The 21,744-nt window shown below is 69.7% G+C and carries 19 protein-coding genes; 14 read left to right on the plus strand and 5 right to left on the minus strand.

Translation table 11 applies throughout. The features are described 5' to 3' along the window. Nucleotides 1-2: 2 nt before the first annotated feature. Nucleotides 3-1,985 carry an SDR family oxidoreductase gene (locus tag KOI47_RS02195; RefSeq protein ID WP_216213375.1) on the minus strand — a complete coding sequence of 661 codons (1,983 nt, stop codon included), beginning with the start codon at nucleotides 1,983-1,985 and terminating at the stop codon, nucleotides 3-5. Between the two features lie 143 nt (nucleotides 1,986-2,128). Between KOI47_RS02195 and KOI47_RS02200 the strand changes: the two genes are divergently transcribed. Continuing rightward, a complete protein-coding gene (locus KOI47_RS02200) occupies nucleotides 2,129-2,317 on the plus strand; it encodes a hypothetical protein (protein ID WP_216213378.1) in 189 nt (62 codons plus the stop codon). A gap of 5 nt (nucleotides 2,318-2,322) precedes the next feature. Here the strand turns inward: KOI47_RS02200 and KOI47_RS02205 are convergent, their stop codons facing one another. After that, complete coding sequence (locus tag KOI47_RS02205) at nucleotides 2,323-2,571, minus strand: hypothetical protein (RefSeq protein ID WP_216213382.1); 249 nt, start codon at nucleotides 2,569-2,571, stop codon at nucleotides 2,323-2,325. Nucleotides 2,572-2,580: 9 nt separating this feature from the next. Further along, a complete protein-coding gene (locus tag KOI47_RS02210; RefSeq protein WP_216213385.1) occupies nucleotides 2,581-3,531 on the minus strand; it encodes an SPFH domain-containing protein in 951 nt (316 codons plus the stop codon). An 85-nt stretch (nucleotides 3,532-3,616) separates the two neighbouring features. Between KOI47_RS02210 and KOI47_RS02215 the strand changes: the two genes are divergently transcribed. Beyond that, nucleotides 3,617-4,546 (plus strand): ABC transporter ATP-binding protein, encoded by a 930-nt coding sequence (locus KOI47_RS02215; protein ID WP_216213388.1) that lies wholly within the window; start codon nucleotides 3,617-3,619, stop codon nucleotides 4,544-4,546. Further along, complete coding sequence (locus KOI47_RS02220) at nucleotides 4,543-5,724, plus strand: ABC transporter permease (RefSeq protein ID WP_216213391.1); 1,182 nt, start codon at nucleotides 4,543-4,545, stop codon at nucleotides 5,722-5,724. Before KOI47_RS02215 ends, KOI47_RS02220 begins: the two co-directional genes overlap by 4 nt. A 105-nt stretch (nucleotides 5,725-5,829) precedes the next feature. Here the strand turns inward: KOI47_RS02220 and KOI47_RS02225 are convergent, their stop codons facing one another. Further along, nucleotides 5,830-6,729, minus strand: coding sequence for a peptidoglycan-binding protein (locus KOI47_RS02225; protein WP_216213395.1), 900 nt, complete (start codon nucleotides 6,727-6,729; stop codon nucleotides 5,830-5,832). A 263-nt stretch (nucleotides 6,730-6,992) separates the two neighbouring features. On the opposite strand from KOI47_RS02225, the gene KOI47_RS35355 reads away from it, so the two are divergent. From KOI47_RS35355 to KOI47_RS02265, 8 genes are all read left to right on the plus strand, one after another. Next, nucleotides 6,993-8,732: a glycoside hydrolase domain-containing protein gene (locus KOI47_RS35355; protein ID WP_232376491.1), complete on the plus strand. Its 1,740-nt coding sequence runs from the start codon at nucleotides 6,993-6,995 to the stop codon at nucleotides 8,730-8,732. Nucleotides 8,733-8,754: 22 nt separating this feature from the next. Further along, nucleotides 8,755-10,065, plus strand: a complete 1,311-nt coding sequence (locus KOI47_RS35360; RefSeq protein WP_232376492.1) for a peptidoglycan-binding protein — start codon at nucleotides 8,755-8,757, stop codon at nucleotides 10,063-10,065. Between the two features lie 21 nt (nucleotides 10,066-10,086). Then, entirely contained in the window at nucleotides 10,087-11,724 is a 1,638-nt protein-coding gene (locus KOI47_RS02240; RefSeq protein WP_216213399.1) for a peptidoglycan-binding protein, read from the plus strand. 64 nt (nucleotides 11,725-11,788) lie between these two features. Continuing rightward, complete coding sequence (locus tag KOI47_RS02245; RefSeq protein WP_216213402.1) at nucleotides 11,789-12,970, plus strand: GAF domain-containing sensor histidine kinase; 1,182 nt, start codon at nucleotides 11,789-11,791, stop codon at nucleotides 12,968-12,970. Then, nucleotides 12,967-13,587, plus strand: coding sequence for a response regulator (locus KOI47_RS02250; protein ID WP_232376493.1), 621 nt, complete (start codon nucleotides 12,967-12,969; stop codon nucleotides 13,585-13,587). The genes KOI47_RS02245 and KOI47_RS02250 overlap by 4 nt, the downstream gene beginning before the upstream one ends. A gap of 180 nt (nucleotides 13,588-13,767) precedes the next feature. Next, entirely contained in the window at nucleotides 13,768-15,276 is a 1,509-nt protein-coding gene (locus KOI47_RS02255; protein ID WP_216213405.1) for a vanadium-dependent haloperoxidase, read from the plus strand. A gap of 57 nt (nucleotides 15,277-15,333) precedes the next feature. Further along, on the plus strand, nucleotides 15,334-16,539 hold the full coding sequence (locus KOI47_RS02260) for a cation:proton antiporter (RefSeq protein WP_216213407.1): 1,206 nt from the start codon (nucleotides 15,334-15,336) through the stop codon (nucleotides 16,537-16,539). 103 nt (nucleotides 16,540-16,642) lie between these two features. Next, nucleotides 16,643-17,413 carry a S1 family peptidase gene (locus KOI47_RS02265; RefSeq protein WP_216213410.1) on the plus strand — a complete coding sequence of 257 codons (771 nt, stop codon included), beginning with the start codon at nucleotides 16,643-16,645 and terminating at the stop codon, nucleotides 17,411-17,413. A 70-nt stretch (nucleotides 17,414-17,483) separates the two neighbouring features. On the opposite strand, the gene gndA is transcribed toward KOI47_RS02265, so the two are convergent. After that, nucleotides 17,484-18,923 (minus strand): NADP-dependent phosphogluconate dehydrogenase, encoded by a 1,440-nt coding sequence (gene gndA, locus KOI47_RS02270; protein WP_216213412.1) that lies wholly within the window; start codon nucleotides 18,921-18,923, stop codon nucleotides 17,484-17,486. A gap of 160 nt (nucleotides 18,924-19,083) precedes the next feature. On the opposite strand from gndA, the gene KOI47_RS02275 reads away from it, so the two are divergent. The 3 genes from KOI47_RS02275 (at nucleotide 19,084) to KOI47_RS02285 (ending at nucleotide 21,524) form a co-directional block, all read left to right on the plus strand. Beyond that, nucleotides 19,084-19,941: a helix-turn-helix domain-containing protein gene (locus tag KOI47_RS02275; RefSeq protein WP_216213415.1), complete on the plus strand. Its 858-nt coding sequence runs from the start codon at nucleotides 19,084-19,086 to the stop codon at nucleotides 19,939-19,941. A 146-nt stretch (nucleotides 19,942-20,087) separates the two neighbouring features. Next, entirely contained in the window at nucleotides 20,088-20,906 is an 819-nt protein-coding gene (locus tag KOI47_RS02280) for an SAM-dependent methyltransferase (protein ID WP_216217027.1), read from the plus strand. Between the two features lie 366 nt (nucleotides 20,907-21,272). Further along, nucleotides 21,273-21,524, plus strand: coding sequence for a DUF397 domain-containing protein (locus tag KOI47_RS02285; protein ID WP_216213418.1), 252 nt, complete (start codon nucleotides 21,273-21,275; stop codon nucleotides 21,522-21,524). The last annotated feature ends 220 nt before the right edge of the window (nucleotides 21,525-21,744 follow it).

Raw genomic sequence — 21,744 nt, forward strand, 5'->3', positions numbered from 1 at the left:
ACCTACCCCCGCCACAGCAGGCGGGTGAGGGTGGCGACCACGGCGACCACCGGATGCCTGCGGCCCTCGGCCTGCCGGGTGTCCGGCGCGGTTTCCGGCATCGCCTGGTATGCCGCCAGATGAGTAAGGGTGCGCATGGTGTGCGGGGCCAGCCGGTCGGCGAGGTCGGCCGCGGTGCCCGCTGGCAGGTTGACCACCTCGGGGCGGCGTTCCAGCGCCCGCACGATCATCGTCGCCGCCTGCTCCGGGCTGAGCGAGGGCAGCCTGCGGAACACCTTCGCGCTCGGCGCGCTCATCGCGGTCCGCACCAGCGGCACCCGCACCGAGCTGAAGGTCACTCCCTCGGCCAGCAGGTCCCGCCCGGCCACCTTGCCGAACTCGTCCAGCGCGGCCTTCGAGGCCAGGTACGCGGAGAACCGCGGGGTGTGGTTCTGCAGGCCCTGCGTGGTGACGTTGACGATATGCCCGAACCGCTGCTCGATCATCGCGGGCAGCAGGGCGAAGGTCAGCCGTAGCGGGGCGAAGTAGTTCAGCGCCATGGTGCGCTCGTAGTCGTGCAGCCTGCCGGTGGAGTGTGCCACCGAACGGCGGATCGACCGGCCCGCGTTGTTCACCAGCATGTCCACCGCGCCGTGCTCGGCGAGCACCTGCTTGACCATCGCGTCGACCGCCTCGGGGTCGGTCACATCGCACGGATGGATTTCGGCTCGCCCGCCCGCCGCCTGGATCTCCTCGCGCACCGCGGTCAGCTCGTCGGACCGCCTGGCCACCAGCAGCACGATGGCACCATGGCGTGCCACCCGCAGTGCGGTGGCCCTGCCGATCCCGGAGGACGCACCGGTGATCAGCACCCGCCTGCCACGCAGCGGGTTGCCGCGTGCGCTCCTGCGGACCCGGTCGGCATCCAGCTGCTCGGCCCAGTACCGGTACAGCCGCCCGGCGTAGCTGGAAAGCGGCGGGCACTCGATGCCGGTTCCGGCCAGTGCCGCGCGGGTGGCGGTGGTGTCGAACCGGACCGCGAGGGTGAGTACGGGCAGCACCTCGGCCGGGATTCCGAGCTCGGTCAGCGCGGCGGCGAGTGCCTGCTGGCGTACCGAGGATCGCCGCCGGGCGAGCGCGTGTCCGGCCCGGCGCAGCGCGCCGGAAAGGTTCACCGGCAGGGTGCGCACGATCCGCGGGCCACCCGCCGCGCCGACAAAGGCGTTGTACACCTCGTGCAGGGGCTGCGGTTCGGGCGCGGCGAGGTGATAGGTCGCCCCGTTGGCGGCCTCGGCGTGCATCAGGTGCTCCATGGCCTCGACCACGTAGTCCACCGGCACCATGTTGGTCGCGCCGAGTTCCGGCCCCACCAGCGGCAGCCGGGCCGGCAGCCGGGCAATCCGGGAGAACGCGGGGAAGAAGTAGTACGGACCGTCCACTTTGTCCATCTCGCCGGTCACCGAGTCACCGACCACGGCCGAGGGCCGGTAAATCCGGTACGGCACCGCGTCCTGCTCCCGCACCAGTTTCTCCGCGGCGAACTTGGTCGCGTGGTAGGGCGAGGGCAGCCGCTGCCCGAGGTCGAAGTCCGACTCGGTGAACCGGCCCTCGTGCTCGCCAGCCACAGCGATCGAGGACACGTGGTGCAGCCAGCGTGCCCCGGCCCGCTCGGCGAAGGCGAGCACGTTGCGGGTCCCTGCGACATTGGCGGCCTCGTTGGCCTCCTGGTCCGCGGTCATGTCGTAGATCGCGCCGAGGTGCACCACATGCTCCGGCGGTTCGGGCAGGCTCGCCGGGTCGACGCCCAGCCCGTCCGCGGTGAGGTCGCCGGAGACCGGGACCACCCGCTCCGGATTCGGCCACCGCTCGGTGAGCTCGGCCAGCCGCTCCCTGGACCGCTGGCGCACCAGCACGTACACCCGGGCGCAGTCCGGCCTGGTCAGCAGCCTGCGCACCAGCCTGCGGCCGAGGAAACCGGTGCCGCCGGTGACGAAGTAACTGGTCATCGCGTCCTCCCGGAGCCGAGTAAGTACCTGGAACATAATGTACCGGATACTTTTCCGGGGGGCGGGCGTCGCCCGTACCCACGCCGGGGTGTTCCCGGTCTAGGCTGGTCGCGGACTGATCGCAGCAGGAAGGGGAGTCCAGGGTGAAGCAGGAGGGCAGTCTCCTCGGGCTGGCCAGCGCCGTGGTCGGGCTGGTGTTCGCGGTGAGCAAGCTGCGCCAGGCGCGCAAGGAGAAGGACAAACTGCGGCTGGCCAACGCCGTGGCGGGCGCGGCCGCGGTCGCCACCGAGGTGGCCATCGCCGTCCGCGCCCGCCGGTCGAAGCGCCGCTGAGCGGGCTACTCCGGGCTGTTCTGGGGACCGTCCTGGTCGTCTTCCCGGTGGTCTTCCCGGTCGCCCTTTCGCGGGCGGCCCCGTGGTCGCATCTTGTGCACGTTGCCAGGGAGCCGCCCGGCGTCGGAAAGGGCCTTGCGCAGCAGGAACTCGATCTGCGCGTTGGTGCTGCGCAACTCGTCGGCCGCCCAGCGGGCGAGTGCGTCGTGCACCGCCGGGTCCAGCCGGAGCAGGACCTTCTTCCGCTCCGTCATCGGGAACCGTTACTGGTAGAGCGACCCGGTGTTCACCACCGGCTGGGTGTCCCGGTCGCCGACCAGCACCACCAACAGGTTGCTCACCATGGCGGCCTTGCGCTCCTCGTCCAGGTCCACCACGTCCTGCTCGGCGAGCCGGTCCAGCGCCATCTCCACCATGCCGACCGCGCCCTCCACGATCCGCTTGCGCGCGGCCACCACGGCGCCCGCCTGCTGCCTGCGCAGCATCGCCTGGGCGATCTCCGGCGCGTAGGCCAGGTGCGTGATCCGGGACTCGATCACGGTCACCCCGGCCGAGGCCACCCGTGCGGCGATCTCGGTGCACAACTGCTCGGCGACCTCCTGGGTGTTGTCCCGCAGTGAGGACCGCTGCTCCTGGTGGGCGTCGTAGGGGTAGCTGTTGGCGATATGCCGCACCGCGGTCTCGCTCTGGATGCTGACGAACTCCACGAAGTCGTCCACCTCGAACATCGCCTGCGCGGTGTCCTCCACCTTCCACACCACCACGGCGGCGATCTCGATCGGGTTGCCGTCGGCGTCGTTCACCTTGGCCACGCCGGTCTCGTGGTTGCGGATCCGGGTGGACACCGCGCTGCGCACTGAGATCGGGTTCACCCACTGCAACCCGTGTGAGCGCAGGGTGCCGGTGTAGCGGCCGAGGAACTGCACCACCCGCGCCTCCCCCGGCGCGACCGGGGTGAGTCCTCCCGCCAGTACCGGCGCGGCGAGCACCAGCAAGGAGCCGACGATGATCATCGGAATACCCGCGCCCTGGTTGCCGTCGGCAGCCTGCACGATGCCGAGCACCACCAGCAGACCACCGCCGAGGAAGGCCAGCAGTACCACCCCGAGTACGGGGAACCCGCTCACCGAGCGGGCCTGCCGCTCGGTGACCTGCGGTTTCGGCATGTCCAGCTGGATCTCCTCGGGTCCGCCGGTTAGCTGCTGCTGCGTCATCTCTTGTCCCCTTTCGGTCCCCGGTGTTGTCACAACCATAGCATAGTGATATCACTTTTAACCACGAGCAGATGGGGAGGTAAGGATGAGACAGGGCCAGCGTTTGGAGATCGACCGGATCTCCAAGCGGTACGGATCGGTGGTCGCCCTGCGCGAGATGACCTTCGACGTGCGGGCGGGCGAGCTCTTCGGTTTCGTCGGCAGCAACGGAGCGGGCAAGACCACCGCGATGCGAATCGCCCTCGGCGTGCTGACCGCCGACTCCGGCGAGGTCCGCTGGGCGGGTAGGCCGATCACGCTGGAGAACCGGCGGCACATCGGCTACATGCCCGAGGAGCGCGGGCTGTACCCGAAGATGAAGGTGGCCGACCAGCTGGTCTACCTCGCGCGGCTGCACGGCATGTCCAAGGCCGAGGCATGGCGGTCCGCGCAGGAGTGGATGGAGCGGCTCGGCGTCGCCGCGCGGCGGGACGACGCGGTGGAGAAGCTCAGCCTCGGCAACCAGCAGCGGGTGCAGCTGGCCGCCGCGCTGGTGCACGACCCGGAGATCCTGGTGCTGGACGAGCCCTTCTCCGGGCTGGACCCGGTCGCGGTGGACGTGATGAGCACCGTGCTCAGGGAGAAGTGCGCGCGGGGGACCCCGGTGGTGTTCTCCAGCCACCAGCTCGACCTGGTCGAGCGGTTGTGCGACCGGGTCGGCATCGTCCGCAGTGGACAGATGGTGGCCTGCGGCACGGTCGCCGAGCTGTCCGCGGGCGGCAACGTCCAGCTGGTGGTGGACGCTCCGGCGGCGCAACCGGGCTGGGCGGACCGGATCGCCGGGGTCGGCACGGTCGGCCACGAGGACGGCAAGACGGTGCTCGAGCTCGGCCCCGGCGCCGATGATCAGCTCGTGCTCAAGGCCGCGCTGGCGACCGGTCCGGTGCGCGAGTTCGCGCGCAGGCAGCCGAGCCTGACCGAGCTGTTCCGCAACGTCGTCACCGAGCACGGTGCCAGCGAAGGGAAAGCGGCATGAACTCGATACTTCTGGTGGCCTCGCGGGAAATCAACACCAGGCTGCGGTCCAAGGCCTATGTGGTGACCACCCTGCTGCTGATGATCCTGATCGTCGCGTTCACCGTGGTGATGAAGCTGGTCAGCGGCAGCGGAGGGGCGGACGCCACGGTCGGGTTCACCGCGCAGAACAGCAGCCTCGCCGCGCCGATGCGAGCCGCGGCGACCACCGTGGGCCAGACCGTGGAAACCCCGACCGTCGCGGACGAGGCCGCGGGGCGGGAACGGGTCGAGTCCGGGGACCTGGACGCCCTGGTGGTCGGGGACGGCAGCAGGCTGGAGGTGATGGTCGACCAGGACCTGGACCGTGGCCTGCGCACGGCGCTGAACGTGCTGGCCAGCCAGCTGGCGCTGAACCAGGAGATCACCGACCTCGGTGGCGATCCGGCGCGGGTGAACGCGGCGGTGGCCGAGGCTTCCGTGCAGGTCAGGCCGCTGAACCCGCCGAACGACTACGGCCCCGAGCAGCTGATCATCGGCATCATCGTCGGCGGCCTGATCTACATGTCGGTGTTGATCAACGGCCAGCTCGTCGCCCAGGGCGTGGTCGAGGAGAAGACCAGCAGGGTGGTGGAGCTGCTGCTGTCCACCATCCGCCCCTGGCAGCTGATGGCGGGCAAGGTGCTCGGCATCGGCACGCTCGGCCTGGTGCAGATGGCCGCGATCGCGATCGTCGGGGTGGTCTCCGGCCTGTCCACCGGCGTGCTGACCCTGTCCGTCTCGGCGGCCGCGGGCACCGTGGTCTGGCTGATCGTCTGGTACCTGCTGGGATTCTTCAGCTATGCCATCGTGTTCGCCGCGCTGGGCGCGCTGGTCTCCCGGCAGGAGGACGTCGGCGGCGCGGTCGCCCCGCCGCTGATGCTGATCATCGCGGGCTGGGTGGTCGGCATCTCCATCCTGCCGAGCGATCCCGGTAACTCCCTCGCCGAGACGATGTCGATCATCCCGGCCTTCTCCCCGACCCTGATGCCGATGCGGCTGGCGATGGGCGGGGTACCGATCTGGCAGGCGGCGCTGGCGCTCGTGCTGGTGGCCGCGATGATCCCGGCGTTGATCTGGCTGGCCGGCCGGATCTACCGCAACGCCGTGATGCGCACCGGCGCCAAGGTCAGGTTCCGCGACGCCCTCCGCACCAGCTGATCCCCCCAGACCCGGACAAACCCGGAAAGTGCCGTTCGCGACGGTGGTCGTCGCGAACGGCACTTTTGGGTCGTCAGACGTCCGGAAGGCCACGTTCAGGGCACTTCAGTGGGTGCAGCCGGAGGTGGGGAGGGAGCCAAGGGATGGCACCGGGTCGCCGTCGTAGATCGCCAGCAGCAGCCGCTGCGGGCAGAGCCAGCTGCCGTTGTACTTGAGCTGCAGGTGCAGGTGCGGCCCGGTGGTGTTGCCGGTGTTGCCGGAGTAGCCGAGCAGCTTGCCTGCCTCGACCTCGCCGCTGGCCAGGGCCGGGGAGCGGAAGTGGCAGTAGGTGTAGACCCCGCCGTCCCGCGCGGTGATCTGGACGCCGTAGCCGCAGCTGCCCCCGCTGATCTTCACCACCCGGCCGCCGTTGACCGCGTACACCGAGTGCCCGCTCCGGACCGGGAGGTCGATCGCCGGGTAGTCGTGGTGCGAGGCGGCGTAGGCGCTGCGCGGCTGCGCACCCCGGTCCAGCGGCAGGGAGTATCCGCCGACCGCACCCACCCCGGCGATCAGTTCACGCCAGGTCGCGTTGTCCACGGTCCCGCTGGGGTCGATGCCGTGCTCGTCCTGGAACTCGCGGGTCGCGGTGGCGGTCGCGGCGTCGAAGCTGCCGGTCACCGACAGTTCGGCCCCGTGCTTGTTCAGTTGCTCCTGCGCGGCTTCGACGGCGTGTGTCGCGGTGCTGCCCTCGGCCACCGGGACCACCAGCTCGGCCCAGGTGTTCGGGCCGACGATCCCGTCCACCGCCAGCCCTTCGGCTTGCTGGAAGTTCCGCACCTCGCGCTCGGTGTTCGGGCCGAAGATGCCGTCGACGGCCGTGGTGTGGCCGTGGTGGGTCACCAGGTGCTGCACGGTCCGGACATTGGTGCCCTGGTTCCCGTCCCGCACCAGCGGCCAGGAAGCCGCGCCGCCGGCCACGCCGGGCAGGCCGAGGGCCATCAACGCACCGACCACAACACCCACGACCGGAATAAGAAATCGTCGCATACCTGGAAAGGAACACCTCTCCGAAGGTCGGCTCAAGGGTGCCGGGAAAGCCAAAATAACCCCAACTTTTCCGCCTAATGTAGGGCTGAAACGGCAGGTCCAGGTTGGTAATGGGTTCGTTTGAGTGAATATGCGGGAAACGGGTCACGTGTTCCTGGTTGTGGCCTTTGGCCGCGGTTAGGGTCGGCGCGTCCGAGTGTCCCGGGCTCGGATTTCGGTGGTTCAGAAGGAGGAATGCGATGCGAACTCCCCGTTCCGTTACCGGACTGCTCGCCGGGGCGATCGCCAGTGCCTGCCTGCTCGGCGGTACCGCCGAGGCCACGGACACCAGGGCCGTGGACTACCGGGGTTACCTGGTGCAGGTCCCGGACACCTGGCGGGTGGTCGACCTGGCCGAACAGCCGGGAGCCTGTGTCCGCTTCGACGTCCCCACCGTCTATCTCGGCCGCCCAGGGGACCAGGCCTCCTGCGGAGGAGACGCGGTCGGCAGGCAGGCCGGGCTGCTGCTGCAACCGCTGGACGCGGCCTCGCTCGCCGCGGCGGAGGGCGAGCCCGCGCTGGCCGAACCCGGCACCGCCACCCCTGCCCCCGCCGCGCTCGACCCGGCCGGAGCCGCCTGGCGGGACGGTGGTTTCGAGCTCGCCGTCGAGGCGGCAGGCGTGCTGGCCACCGCGGTGCACAACGGGACCGACGGCGCCGCCGTCGCCGAGGTGCTGCGGTCGGCGACGTTGAGCGGCGCGGCCACCCCCGAGTCGCTGCCGAGGGAGCTCGGGACCGCCGAGGCCGGCGCGATGGTCGCCGCCCAGCCTGGCACCTACCGGGGCAAGGGCTTCGACGCGTGCGCCGCCCCTTCCAGCTCCGCGATGGACGCCTGGCGCTCCTCGCCGTACCAGGCGATCGGCGTCTACATCAGCGGCAACATGCGTGCCTGCGGGCAGGGCAACCTCACCGCGAACTGGGTGAGCAGGCAGGTCGGCAGGGACTGGCGGCTGATGCCGATCCACGTCGGGCCGCAGGCGCCGTGCACCGACTTCCGCAGCCGGTTCTCCAGCAATCCGGCGACCGCGAAGCAGCAGGGCATCGCCGAGGCGAACACCGCCGTGACCGCGGCCAAGCGACTCGGACTCGGCGAGGGCACCGCGATCTACCTGGATATCGAGGCCTACTCGCGCACCAGCAGCTGCAGCGGCGCGGTGCTGGCGCACACCAGCGGCTGGACCGAGCGGCTGCACCAGCACGGCTACCTCTCCGGCTTCTACTCCAGCGGTGGTTCCGGGGTCTCCGATATGAACGACCACCACGGCAGCACCCGCTACACCCTGCCGGACCACATCTGGGGCGCCTGGTGGAACGGCGAGGCCAACACCGACTTCGGCCGCTACCTCGACGATGGCAAGTGGGCCAACGGGCAGCGGATCAAGCAGTACCACGGGCCGGTCACCGAACGGCACGGCGGCGTTTCGATCAACATCGACCGCAACTACCTGGACGTGCGGGCCGGTAACCCGCCGGAACCCGACCCGTGCGTGACCGCCCGGCTGGACTTTCCCGATTACCCCGCGCTGTCCGCGGGCAGCACCGGAGCGCGGGTGACCGCCGCGCAGTGCCTGCTGCGGGCCGCGGGCCACCAGGCCGGCGACGGCGACCCCTCCGGCGTGCTGGACGAGCAGACCGCGACCGCGGTCCGGGGGTTCCAGGGTGAGGTGGGGCTGAGCGCCACCGGTGAGGTCGACTCGCATACCTGGACGGCCCTGCTGTCCGCGGGTTCCACGCCGTTGCTGCGCGATGGCGATTCCGGCGCGGCGGTGACGAGGGTGCAGCGGGCGCTGAACGCGGCGCTTTCCGCCGGCCTGGCGATGGACGGGCTGTTCGGGCCGAACACCGAATCCGCGGTGCGGGACTACCAGTCCGCCAAGGGACTCGGCGTGGACGGGATCGTCGGGCCGAACACCTGGAGCGCACTGCAGTCCGGCAAATGACCCAGCACCGAAAGGACCGATCGTGTCGCGACTCCTGATCGCAGCCGGTGCCGCGCTCGCCATGCTGGCGGGCCCGGTACCGGCTGCGCAGGCCGAGCCATCGGCCGCCGCGAGCTCACCCGTTTCGCTCGGGTACTACCCGGGCTGGATCCAGGACGAGCTCCGGCCCGCCGATATCGACTACTCGCCGTGGACGCACATCATGCACTTCGGCATCTATCCGAACCCGGACGGCAGCCTCGGCTGGGACAACATGGAACCGGAGTACCCGGCGGAGGCGATCGAGGCAGCCCACTCGGCCGGTAAGCAGATCAACCTGGTGATCGGCAGCTACGGGGTGGGCCAGCGGTTCGCCGGAGCCACCACCGCCGAGAACCGCTCCCGGCTGGTGGCGAACATCGTGGACGTGACGACCAGCCACGGCTACGACGGCGTCGAGATCGACTGGGAAGAGAACATGGTGGACAGCCAGTACATCGCGCTGATGCGGGAGCTGGACGACGCGCTGGCCGAGGCCGACCCTGAGCTGGAGCTGACCACCGACGTGATCACGGCCTATGTCTCGCCGGAGACGGCGAAGACGGTGTCCGCGGAGTCGGACTGGGTCAACGTGATGTCCTATTTCGACGGTTGGCAGCAGGAGATGAGTGCCTACCGCGCCGTCATCCCGGCGGAGAAGCTCGCCGTCGGGATCGGGCTCTACCAGGGAGGGGACGAAGGGGACCCCTACCACGACGTCACGCCGCAGCGGGTGGCCGCCAAGACCGCCTATGCCACCGACGGTGGATACCGGGGTGTGCTCTCCTGGGCCTTGCAGCATCTCGACGGGCAGGACGATCCCCGGCTGTGGCCGTTGCGTGCCTACACCGGCTCCGTCCCCGACTGCCCCGGTGTTTCTCTCGACCTCGGGAACTATCCGGTACTGCGCGCCGGGGACGCCGGGGCGGAGGTCGCCCCCGCCCAGTGCCTGCTGCGCGAGAGCGGGCAGTACTCCGGCGCGGCATCCAGAGTGCTGGACGAGCCGACCGTGGCGGCGGTCAGGGGGTTCCAGGGTGAGGTGGGGCTGAGTGCCACCGGTGAGGTCGACTCGCATACCTGGACGGCCCTGCTGTCCGCGGGTTCCACGCCGTTGCTGCGCGAGGGCGATTCGGGCGCGGCGGTGGCCAGGGTGCAGCGGGCGCTGAACGCGGCCAGGTCGGCCGGGCTCACGGTGGACGGCGTCTTCGGGCCGAACACCAGGTCCGCGGTGCGTGGTTACCAGTCCTCGCGCGGCCTTGGCGTGGACGGGATTGTCGGCCCGAACACCTGGGCGGCCCTGCAGTCCGGTAAGTGACCGAGCGGGAGGGACGAGTCGTTGAGACGTTTCCGGTACAGCCAACTGTGGCGGGCGGTGGCGGCGGGTGCCGCACTGACCGTGCTCGCCATGCCGGTGCAGGCGCAGGCCCAGCAGCAGGCCGCGGCGCCGGACTGCTCTGGGGTGCAGACGGACTACCGCAGCTACCCGGTGCTGCGGGCGGGGGACGCCAGGGCGGAGGTGACGGCCGCGCAGTGCCTGCTGCACCAGGCCGGGCACTACTCCGGCGCGGCGACCGGCAGCATGGATTCCGGCACCGTCGCGGCAGTGCGGGACTACCAGGACGGGAAGGGCCTGCCCTCATCCGGTGAGGTCGGCGCACGCACCTGGACGGCCCTGCTGTCCGCGGGAACCACCCCGTTGCTGCGGGACGGCGATTCGGGCGCGGCGGTGGCCAGGGTGCAGCGCTCGCTGAACGCCGCCCTTTCCGCCGACCTGGCTATGGACGGTCTGTACGGGCCGAACACCGAGTCCGCGGTGCGTGGTTACCAGTCCTCGCGCGGCCTTGGCGTGGACGGGGTCGTCGGCCCGAACACCTGGGCGGCCCTGCAGTCCGGCAAGGGCGTATCCGGCGGGAACCCGCCAAGCGACGCCTTCCAGGTCTTCCTCGCACCCGCGAACGCGGGTGGTTCGGACGCCAACAGCGGGCTCAGCGTGTCCGAGCCGATCCGCACCCTGAACCGCGCGCAGCAGGTGCTTGCCGATGCGAACCCGGACACCGATGTCGAGGTGCGGATCCGGCAGGGCACCTACGCCGCCCCGCAGACCGACTGGCGGTTCTACGTTCCCGGTCACTCGGTCTCGTTCATCCCGATCGACTACTCGCCTGGCGATGACGCGAGCGACATCGCGGGCCGCCCGGTGTTCACCAACGTGCGGGACGGCGGCAGCTACCGGCCGGGCTGGTGGTTCCGGGTGATGCTGCCGTCCGATCCGGACGACCCGCTGTACGAGGGCGGGAACACGAACGTGAACTTCCGGTACCTGCGGGTGCAGAACTACACCAACGGGCTATCCTTCGACGGCCAGACCCCGCGTAAGTACGAGGACGAGAACGGCTGGCGGATCAAGCCGAGCGAGGGTGTGAACGGGAACTCGGTGTTCGGAATGGACTTCCGCAACATCGGCAACCGGCACGCCCCCGGCAAGACCGGCTATGGCGCGATCCTGACCACGAACTCCTCGGACAACCGGATCACCAACAACGCGTTCAACAACATCGAGAACAGCGGCAACCAGGCCGGACTGATCCACGGGCTGTACATCACCCACTACAGCTCGTCGAACGTGGTGGAACGGAACAAGTTCGAGCGGGTGTCCGGTGACCCGGTGAAGGTGCGCAACGAGAGCAACTACAACACCTTCGAGCACAACCGGTTCATCCGGACCGGGCGCTCGGCGCACTACCGGGGCGAGTTCTGCGACGCGGCCTGCAAGCGGAAGAACCCGGGCACCTCGCGGCAGTGCGCCTCGTACCACAACCGGTTCTTCCGCAACGACCTCGGACTCAACTACGCGGGCACCAGGAACCTGGCGACCTGGGACCTCAGCCCGGACGGGCTGACCAACGCGGGCGGTGGGCAGTGCTCGCTGCCTTCCGGGGAGAAGCGCCTGGCCACCGGGTACAACAACCACTAGAGCCCGTGCGCCCCTCTCCAAGCGGGTGTACCACCTTCGGCCGCTGGTATGCGAAGGTGTGCGGATGGCTGCCGAGCAGCGCATCGCGATGGAGCGGGCCGTCGAGCAGAGCAACGTGCTCGACGGCTTACTCCGCGAGCAGGATGACCTGCTCACCGTGCTGGACCGGGTGGTGGCCCTGCACGGGACCGCGCAGCTGATCCGGGAGTCGCTCGGCGTGCACACCGGGTTCGTCGCCGACCTGAACGGCCCGGACCAGGCGGTGATCCGCTGGCTGTCCGGGACGAGGACGGGCTCGCTGCAGAACCTCGAGGTCCCCGTCGGACAGGGGATCGGTGGCCGGGTACTCGCGGTAGGCGAGCCGGTACGGGTCAGCGACTACGTCAGTTCCCCCGCGATCACCCACCAGTTCGACGCGCAGGTGCGCGGTGAGGGGCTGGCCGCGATGCTGGCCGTGCCGATCATCAGCAACCAGGGCGGCGGGCGGGAAACCGTCGCGATCGCTTATGCCGCCATGCGCGAGCGGGCCGAGTTCGGCGACGAGGCCGTGCTGACCGTGGAACGCATCGCCGACCGCGCAGCCACCGCGCTGCGGGTGGCCTCGCTGGCCGAGTCCGGGCGGAACAACGCGGTCGCCGCCGAGCGGCAACGGATGCAGAGCGCGTTGCACGACTCGGTGGGCGCGCTGCTGTTCTCCATCGGCGCGCAGGTGCGCGACCTGCATGCGGCCATCGAGGACAATCCGGCGCTCGACCTGCGCCTGCGCAGGCTGGAATCCGATGTCTCGGCGGCCTCCAGCGCCCTGCGCGAGGCGCTGCTGGCGCTGTCGGAGTCCACCCCGGAACGGGCGCTGCCGGTGGAGCTGGCCGAGCACTGCCGTTCCTTCGAGGCGCGGTGCGGGGTCTCCGCCCGGTTCGTGCAACTGGCGCCGGTGCAGCCGCTGGACGCCGAGCGCACCGCGACCCTGATCGCGGTGGTCCGGGAGGGCCTGCTGAACGTGGAGAAACACGCCAGGGCTTACTCGGTGGTGGTCAGCCTCGGCCCGTGCGAGGACGGGGTCCAGGTGATGGTCGCCGACGACGGCACCGGAGAGCCCGCCGAGGGCGCGGGCACCGGGATGGGCGTGCGCACGCTGGCCGAGCGGGTCGCCCGGTTCGGTGGCAGGGTCAGCCTGGTGCGGGACGAGGACGGCGGGTGCACGCTGCGCGCCTGGCTGCCCGAGGTCGAGGCGCGGGTGGCCAGGTGAACATCAAGGTCATGGTGGTCGACGATCACCCGGTGGTACGCGATGGTGTCACCCTGCTACTGCGCTCCGATCCGGCACTGTCGCTTGTGGGCGCGGCCGAGTCCGGCCGTGCGGCGATCGAGCGCGTCGGCAGGCTGCGCCCGGACGTGGTGCTGCTGGACCTGCGGCTGCCGGACATGCTCGCCCCGGAGGTGATCGCCGGGCTGCGGCAGCGGCACGCCCCGACCCGGGTCGTGGTGTTCACCGCGCACGGGGATCACCAGGGAGTACTGGCCGCGCTGGACGCGGGCGCCAGCGGATGCCTGCTCAAGGACATGGCGGGCACCGACCTGGTGGCCGCGCTGCGCAGGGTGCTGCGCGGGGAGCGGGTGGTGGACCCGCGGATCCTGCCCGATGCCGACCATCGTTCGGACGCGCTGGCGCGCAGCGGGCTCACCCGCCGCGAGTACGAGGTGCTGCGGCTGGCGGCGCAGGGAAAGACCAACCCGGAGATCGCCGAGTCGACCGGGCTCACCCGCAACACGGTGAAGACCTATCTGCAGGCCGCGCTGCACAAACTGGGCGCGCGCAACCGGGTCGAGGCCATCGGCAAGGCGAACGAGGCCGGCCTGCTCTAGACCGTGTGCAACCCGTGCCCAGGCGGGACGTATGGCGGTCCAACCGGAGTCCCTCGTTAGGCTGATGTGACCAGTTGTCACCCGAATGGCCGATTACTTGATCTCACATCGTGGATAAATCTGGAAGGGGCGGCCGGTTCCAGCGGCCGAACGGGGTATTTTTTCTCGAGGGGGAGAACAATGAGTGATCGCGCTATCGAAGCACGTCAGAAGCGTCTCGCCGCCGCGGAAGCGCTTACCCACCTGCCCTGGCCGGACCAGGTCAACAATGGTGAGGAAAGCGATTTCGCCGGGTTCATCGCGAACTACAGCAAGGGACTGCCGCACGACAAGGTGGGGGAGGTGGAACCGGCGGCGTACCAGGCGTTGCTGCGGGCGCTTTCCACCGGGCGGCCGGATGACTTCGAACGCATTCCGCTGGGGGTCCGCAGGGCGCGCCCGTTCGTAAACCCGCAGGCCGGGCTGGCCTTCACCGTGGAGGGACCGGATCCGCAGGCACTGACGATCGCGCCCGCGCCGCGCATCGACAGCGCGCGCAACTCCGCCGAGGCGGTGGAGGTGTACTGGATGGCGCTGTGCCGGGACGTGCCGTTCGCCGAGTTCGACCGGCACCCGCTCACCTGCAAGGCGGCGGACGAGCTGAGCGGGCTGAGCGACTACCGCGCGCCCAAGGCCGAAGGGGAGGTCACGCCGGGGCTGCTGTTCCGCGGGGACACCAGGGGAGACCTGCGCGGTCCCTACCTTTCCCAGTTCCTGTTCCGGGACATCCGGTTCGGCACGCTGTGCGTCCCGCAGTTGAACGACACGGTGCCCGCTGGCAAGGACTTCCTCTGTGACTTCGACAGCTGGCTGGAGGTGCAGCAGGGACTGGACGTCCCGGTACCGCTTCCGTCCAAAAAGAACCGGAGGTACCTGCTTACCCCGCGGGACCTCGCGAACTACGTGCATTTCGACGCGCTGTACCAGGCCTACCTGAACGCCTGCCTGATCCTGCTCGACCTCGAGGCCGAAGTGGACAGCGGTAACCCCTACCGGCACTCGCGCAACCAGGAAGGCTTCGGAACCTACGGCCCGCCCGCGGTGCTTACCCTGGTGACCGAGGTCGCCACCAGGGCGCTCAAGGCGGTCTGGCACCAGAAGTGGTTCGTGCACCGCAGGCTGCGGCCGGAGGCCTTCGGCGGCAGGGTGCACGCGCACCTGACCGGGCTGCGGGACTACCCGATGATCGACCGGGAGATCCTGGACTCGGTGGCGGTGAAGCTCACCTACGAGAAGTTCGGCTCCTTCCTGCTGCCGCAGGCGTTCCCGGAAGGATCACCCATGCACCCCGCCTACGGCGCGGGCCATGCCACCGTGGCCGGTGCCTGCGTGACCGTGCTGAAGGCCTGGTTCGACGAGTCCTGGGTGCTGCCCGATCCGGTTGTGCCGAACGCGAAGGGCACCGAGCTGGAGTACTACACCGGCCAGGACGCCGGCAGGCTGACGGTCGGCGGCGAGCTGGACAAGCTGGCGGCCAACATCTCGATCGGCCGGAACATGGCCGGGGTGCACTGGCGCACCGACTACTCCGAGTCGATCCGGCTCGGCGAGGCCGTCGCCATCGGGGTGCTGCGCGACCACCTGCGGGTTACCAACGAGACCGCCTCGCTGGGGCTGACCCGCTTCGACGGCACCCGCATCACGATCTGACCGGTTTGCCGGGTAACTTCCTCCGCACAAGATGGTCGTCCGGCGGGGGAGTGACCGGTGGAGTTGGTACTCGCTTTCGGAGTCGTCCTGCTGATCAGCGTGTCGCTGTCCGGCGTGGCGGCGCGGACCATCCTGTCCACCGCGCTGCTGTTCCTGCTGGCCGGCGCGCTGATCGGCGGGGGCGGCTTCGGCCTCGTCGAGATCGGCGCGCGGGACCCGCTGGTCACCTCGCTGGCCGATATCGCGCTGTTCACCGTGCTGTTCACCGACGGGCAGCGGGTCGGTCTGCCCGCACTGCGGGAGAACTGGCGGCTGTCCGGGCGGGCGCTGGGCCTCGCGATGCCGTTGACGATGGTCGGCATCGCGGTGCCCGCGCACTTCCTCGCCGGGCTGGACTGGCCGACGGCCTTCCTGCTCGGCGCCATCCTCTCGCCGACCGACCCGGTGTTCGCCGCGGCGATCGTCGGCCGTAAGGACGTGCCGCTGCGGTTGCGCCGCCTGCTCAACGTCGAGTCCGGACTGAACGACGGGCTCGCCCTGCCGTTCGTGCTGATCTTCCTTGCCACCGTGGAGCACGAGCCGTCGGAGCTGGGCACGGTGGCAACCGAACTGGCACTCGGGCTGCTGTTCGGGATCGGGATCCCGGTGCTGGTGGCACTGGCCTGGCGGCTGCGGCTACTCACAGCCGAGCCACGGCTGCAGGCACTCGGGCCGCTGGCGATCGCGGTCATGCTGTACGCGGCCTGCCACCTCACGCACGCCAACCCCTACCTCGCCGCGTTCGTCGCCGGTTCCGCCCTTGCCACTATGGACAAGGTCGCGGTTGAGCATTTCGAACCGCTGGGCGAGATCCTTTCCGAGATCACCAAGTTCGCCGCGCTGCTGGTCTTCGGCGCGCTGATCACCCCGGAGCGGCTGTCCCACCTCGGCGTCGGGGAATGGGCGCTGGCCGTGCTGGCCATCCTGCTCGTCCGGCCGGCCGCGATGCTGCTGTCCCTGGCCCGCACCAGGCAGCTGAGCCGGGGAGAGCGGCTGACCGCCGCATGGTTCGGCCCCAAGGGCTTCGCCTCGGTGGTGTACGGACTGCTGGCCCTGCAATCGGGCATTCCGTCCAATGAGGCGGTTTTCGACCTGGTCGCCGTCACCATCGCACTGTCCATTGTGCTGCACTCCTCCACCGACGTGCCGGTCGCGCGGGCCCTGCGGGTGGAGCCGCCGGACAACCTGCCCACCGGTAAGCCCGTTCAGGACAAACCGGACTGATCGCCAGGGAAGTCGGAACTTTCGGCGGGTGTCAACAATTCACCAACCCCGCTTACCGTCCGAACAGGTCTCCGGCGCGGGGGCCTGGAAGGAGAGGTAGCTCATGAGGGCACGTTCTCTGGCCGTGAGCCTGGTCGCGGGCGCCGCATGCGCCCTGGCCGGGGCCGTCGGGGCCGGTTCGGCGAACGCTGATGTCATCCCCTTCATCGTCGGCGGGCAGGACGCCGACCAGGAGTACTCGTTCATGGTGTCGCTGGCCAGCGGCGGCGGCCACTTCTGCGGCGGTTCGCTGATCGAGCCGGAGTGGGTGCTCACCGCCGCGCACTGCGTGGACGGCAGCTCGCCCGGCTCGATCACCGGGCGGATCGGCAGCAACGACCGCACCCAGGGCGGGGAGCAGGTGCAGGCAGCCGAGATCGTGGTCCACCCGGACTACGACCCCACCGCGGCCGGAGCGGACATCGCGCTGGTACGGCTGTCCGCGCCGGCCGAGTCGGCACCCGTGGCGCTGGGCAGCAGCACCAGCGCGGGCACCCAGTCCCGGCTGCTCGGCTGGGGACAGACCTGCCCTGAGCGCGGCCAGTGCGGCGCGCCGGTGCGGCTGCAGCAGCTGGACACCCAGGTCCTCGCGGCCACGGAGTGCTCGGGTATCGACGGCGACACCGAGCTGTGTACGGACAACCCCGGTGGGGACGCCGGGGCCTGCTACGGCGACTCGGGCGGCCCGCAGGTCGTGCGGGCGGGCAGCGGCTGGGAGCTGATCGGGGTCACCAGCCGCAGCGGCAACGGTGACCCGGTGTGCGCGACCGGACCGTCGATCTACACCTCCGCGCCTGCCTACGCGGACTGGATCACCGGGCACACCGGGGCCTGAGTTCGGGGGAGGGGCCGTGCGCCGCCGGGCGCACGGCCCCTTGTTTCCGGCGATATCGTCCGCGCCGGGGTCAGGCCCTGCGCTCGGCGCGTTCCGTGGTGGCCCACTCGGTGTGGAAGGTCCCTTCCCGGTCCACCCGCCGGTAGGTGTGCGCCCCGAAGTAGTCGCGCTGCCCCTGGACCAGCGCGGCAGGCAGGCGCTCGGCGCGCAGCGCGTCGTAGTAGGCGAGCGCGGTGGAGAATCCGGGGGTGGGGATGCCGAGCCGGGTCGCGGTGGACACCACCGAGCGCCAGGCGTCCTGCCCGTCCTCGACGGCCTTGCGGAACTCGCCGCTGGTGAGCAGGGTGGGCAGGCTCGGCTCGGCCGCGTAGGCGGCGCGGATGTCGTCAAGGAACTTCGCCCGGATGATGCAGCCGCCACGCCAGATGGACGCCACCGCCCCGAGGTCCACGTTCCAGCCGTACTCCGCGCTGCCGGCCTGGATCTGGTTGAACCCCTGCGCGTAGGCGACCACCTTGGAGGCGTAGAGCGCCTGTTCCACGTCCTGCGCGAAGCGCTCGGCCTCGGCGCCGGTGAGCTTCGCCCTTGCGGGTCCGGCCAGCCCGCGGGCGGCCGCGCGCAGGTCGGCGTGGCCGGACAGCGAGCGGGCGAAGGTGGCCTCGGCGATCCCGCTGATCGGGATGCCGAGGTCGAGACCGATCTGCACGGTCCACCTGCCGGTGCCTTTCTGCTCGGCCTGGTCGGCCACCACGTCCACGAACGGCTTGCCGGTCGCGGCGTCGGTGTGCGCCAGCACCTGCTCGGTGATCTCGATCAGGTACGAGTCCAGCCTGCCGGTGTTCCACGCACGGAACACCTCGGCGATCTGCGCGGGTTCGTAGCCGAGCCCGCCGCGCAGCAGGTCGAATGACTCCGCGATCAGCTGCATATCGGCGTACTCGATGCCGTTGTGCACCATCTTGACGAAGTGCCCCGCGCCGTCCGGGCCGACGTGCGTGCAGCAGGGTGTGCCGTCGACCTTGGCCGCGATGTCCTCCAGCAGCGGGCCGAGCGACTCGTAGGAGGCGACCGACCCGCCCGGCATGATGCTCGGGCCGTGTAGCGCGCCCTCCTCACCGCCGGAGACCCCGGTGCCAACGAAGTGCAGCCCGCGCTCGCGCAGGGTGGCCTCCCTGCGCCGGGTGTCCGCGAAATGCGCGTTCCCCGCGTCCACGATCACGTCCCCGGTGTCCAGCAGCGGGGCGAACTCCTCGATCACGGCATCGGTCGGCGCGCCGGCCTGGACCATGACGACCAGCTGCCGTGGTCGTTCCAGCGAGTCCACGAACTCGCGCGCCGAGTAGGCGGGCCGGAACTCGCCCTCCGAACCGAACTGCTCGACCAGATCCCTGGTGCGTTGTTCGGAACGGTTGTGCACCGCGACGGTGTGCCCGTGCCGCGCCAGATTGCGGGCCAGGTTGCGGCCCATCACCGCAAGCCCGGTCACGCCGATGCTCGCCTTGTCGCTCATCCGCTGCCAGCCTCCTCCAGCTCGTCCAGCTAGCCTTGATCGCAGACTATCGTCGCCTGGCGGCGGACTCGAATTCCGGGACGCGAAAAGGTAATGTCTGGAGCCCTGTGATTCCTTTGTTGCGAGAGTGGGGTGTCGTGTCGCTGGTGGGTAGGTCCTGATGGCCAGCACGGTGACCTCGCGCCGGAAGCAGTTGGGCAATGAGTTGCGGCACGCCCGCGCCGCGGCCGGCTTCACCCAGCAACAGGTGGCGAACGTTCTGGGCTGCACGCAGGGCAAAGTCAACAAGATCGAGTCGGGCGCGGTGGGGGTCAAGCTCGGCGACGTGCGGGCAATGCTCGAGGCCTTCGGCGTTCTCGGTGAGGAGGCGGAGACGTTGATGGGCCTCGCCCGCGCCGCGGCGGGGCAGCGTGGCCAGTGGTCGGGCTACCGCTCCGTGGTTCCGCACTGGTTCCGCACCTTCACCGATCTCGAGCCCGCGGCCACCGAGATCATGACCTGGCACGGCGAGCGGATCCCCGGCCCGCTGCAGTCTGAGCACTACATGCTCAAGCAGTTCACCGAGTTCGGCGCCACCGACGTGACCTCGCTGGTGCGCAACCGGCTGGACCGCAAGGCCATCTTCGATCAGCAGCAACCGCCGTACTACCGGTTCATCATCAGCGAGTCGGCGCTGCGGCGTGCGCCAGGTGGGCACGCGCCCGCGGTGATGCTGGACCAGCTCGAGCACCTGCTCGAACTGGAGCGCCGGTCCCGGGTCTACATTCACGTGCTGCCGTTCGGCGCCCGGCTGGCCGCGGTGCCGAACGACTTCACCATCATGCGGTTCCCGGACCGGACCAGGGACTTCGTCTACGTCGAGCACTGCGCGGGCGGGCTGTACCTTGACGACATCAAGGACTTCCAGATCTTCGTGGACGCCTGGGACCGGTTGCGCGGTGCGGCGCTCGAGCGGCATGAGACCCGGCAGTTCTTCAAGGAGCTGGCCGAGTTGTATCGCGGGCAGATGAACGCCTGATGACCAGTCTGTCTTACCCAGGTCGTTGGTACCAAGGGTGATCACTATGTCCCGGTGTCACCCGTTTGTACTAACCTGGCGGTGGACTAAACCACCGCGCGTGCTGGAGGACGATCTACGTGAGTGACAACGCCGACCCGGACTTCATGCCCGAGGACATCGACCTGGATCGGCCCAATCCGGCGCGTGTCTACGACTGGCTGCTCGGGGGCGAGGCCAACTGGGCCGTCGACCGTGAGTTCGGTGAGCAGATCCTGCAGGTGACGCCGCACGCGCGGGCCGGGGCCATGGTCAACCGGGAGTTCCTCGGCCGCGCGGTGCGGTACTGCGTCCAGCAGGGCATCACGCAGTTCCTGGACATCGGCTCCGGGGTGCCGACGGTCGGCAACGTGCACGAGGTCGCCCAGTCGCTCGCCCCGGACAGCCGGTGTGTCTACGTGGACAACGAGCCGGTGGCGGTGGCGCACTCGAAGATCCTGCTGGAGCGGCACGGCGATCCGGAACGGCACGCGGTGCTCAGGGGCGACCTGCGGGACGTCCGGGACGTCTGGAAGCAGGCGCTGGGCACCGGCGTGCTCGATCCGGACCGGCCGGTCGGGTTGCTGATGGTCGCCGTGCTGCACTTCATCGACGAGGGCGCGCACGAGGCGGTCGCCCGCTACCGGGAACTGCTGCCAGCCGGCTCCCACCTGGTGGTGTCACACGGTTCGTACGACGGGGTGCCCGCGGAACAGCTCGCGCAGCTCGAGCGGGTCATCAAGCAGTACCAGCGGTCGAGCGCCCCGGCCCAGGGCCGCAGCCGCGACGAGGTCACGGCTTTCTTCGGGGACTTCGACCTGGTCGAGCCAGGTGTCGTGTGGCTTCCGCAGTGGCGTCCTGGCGAGGGTGAGTCGAAAGCGACTGCCCAGTTTCTCGACAACCCGTCCTCGTCCTGCGTTCTCGGCGGTGTTGCCAGGAAGGCGTGACGCGGAAGCGCCCGCGGCAGGCTCCAGGTCCAGACGTACGGTCATGGCCCCTCACCGACCCATCGTGGGCTGGTCGAGGCGTTGCGCGCTCATGGTCACCTGCGCATCCGAGATGACCGTTCGTTGAATTTTCACTCCTGCTCCTCCCCAGTTGAGCGCCTGTCGTCGGGTGCTTGTGGCTACTGCTTGCACAAGATCACTACCGACTAGTAATAATCCTACTCGTAGATTAATCACACTGTCGAGCCAACCGCTGCAATGTCGCTCAGACGGCGGCATGGTGGGTGGCACTGACTACGGGGCGCCGGAACTGGGCAGGCACGTGCAGGCCCGTACCGGTTCCGAAACTTGGCACGGAGGTACCTCGTGGCCGATTATGCCGCGAAGACGGATTACAACCCGAACACGGCAGCGAGCCTGTTCCAGGCCGCGAACTGGCAGAAGTCCTTCGCCAGTGAGCCCAACGGCGGGAACTGCGTCGAGGTCAACCTGGGGCACGGGCTCGTCGGCCTGCGGGACACGAAGCTGGCCGAGAGCCCGGTCTTCGTCTTCGACGCCGACGAGTGGACGGCGTTCCTCGTCGCGGTCAAGGCGGGGCAGTTCGACCTGCCGGGCTGACCGAACTCAGTACTTTCGTACGAAAGAGGATGTGACGCCAGACACGCCTCTGTCTGGTCCGGTTCGCACTGGTCCGCGCGGCGAACCAGTGCGAACCAGTGGTCTGCCGATGCCGGGTTGCCAGTGGTTGCGATGAGTTCTGTCGATCGGTGCACCCGCTGAGGTCCATGCGGTCGGTGGCTGGCCGAATGATAACGTTTCCCTGGTTGTTGGCTCGACG

Source organism: Amycolatopsis aidingensis (assembly GCF_018885265.1).
GTDB lineage: Bacteria > Actinomycetota > Actinomycetes > Mycobacteriales > Pseudonocardiaceae > Amycolatopsis > Amycolatopsis aidingensis.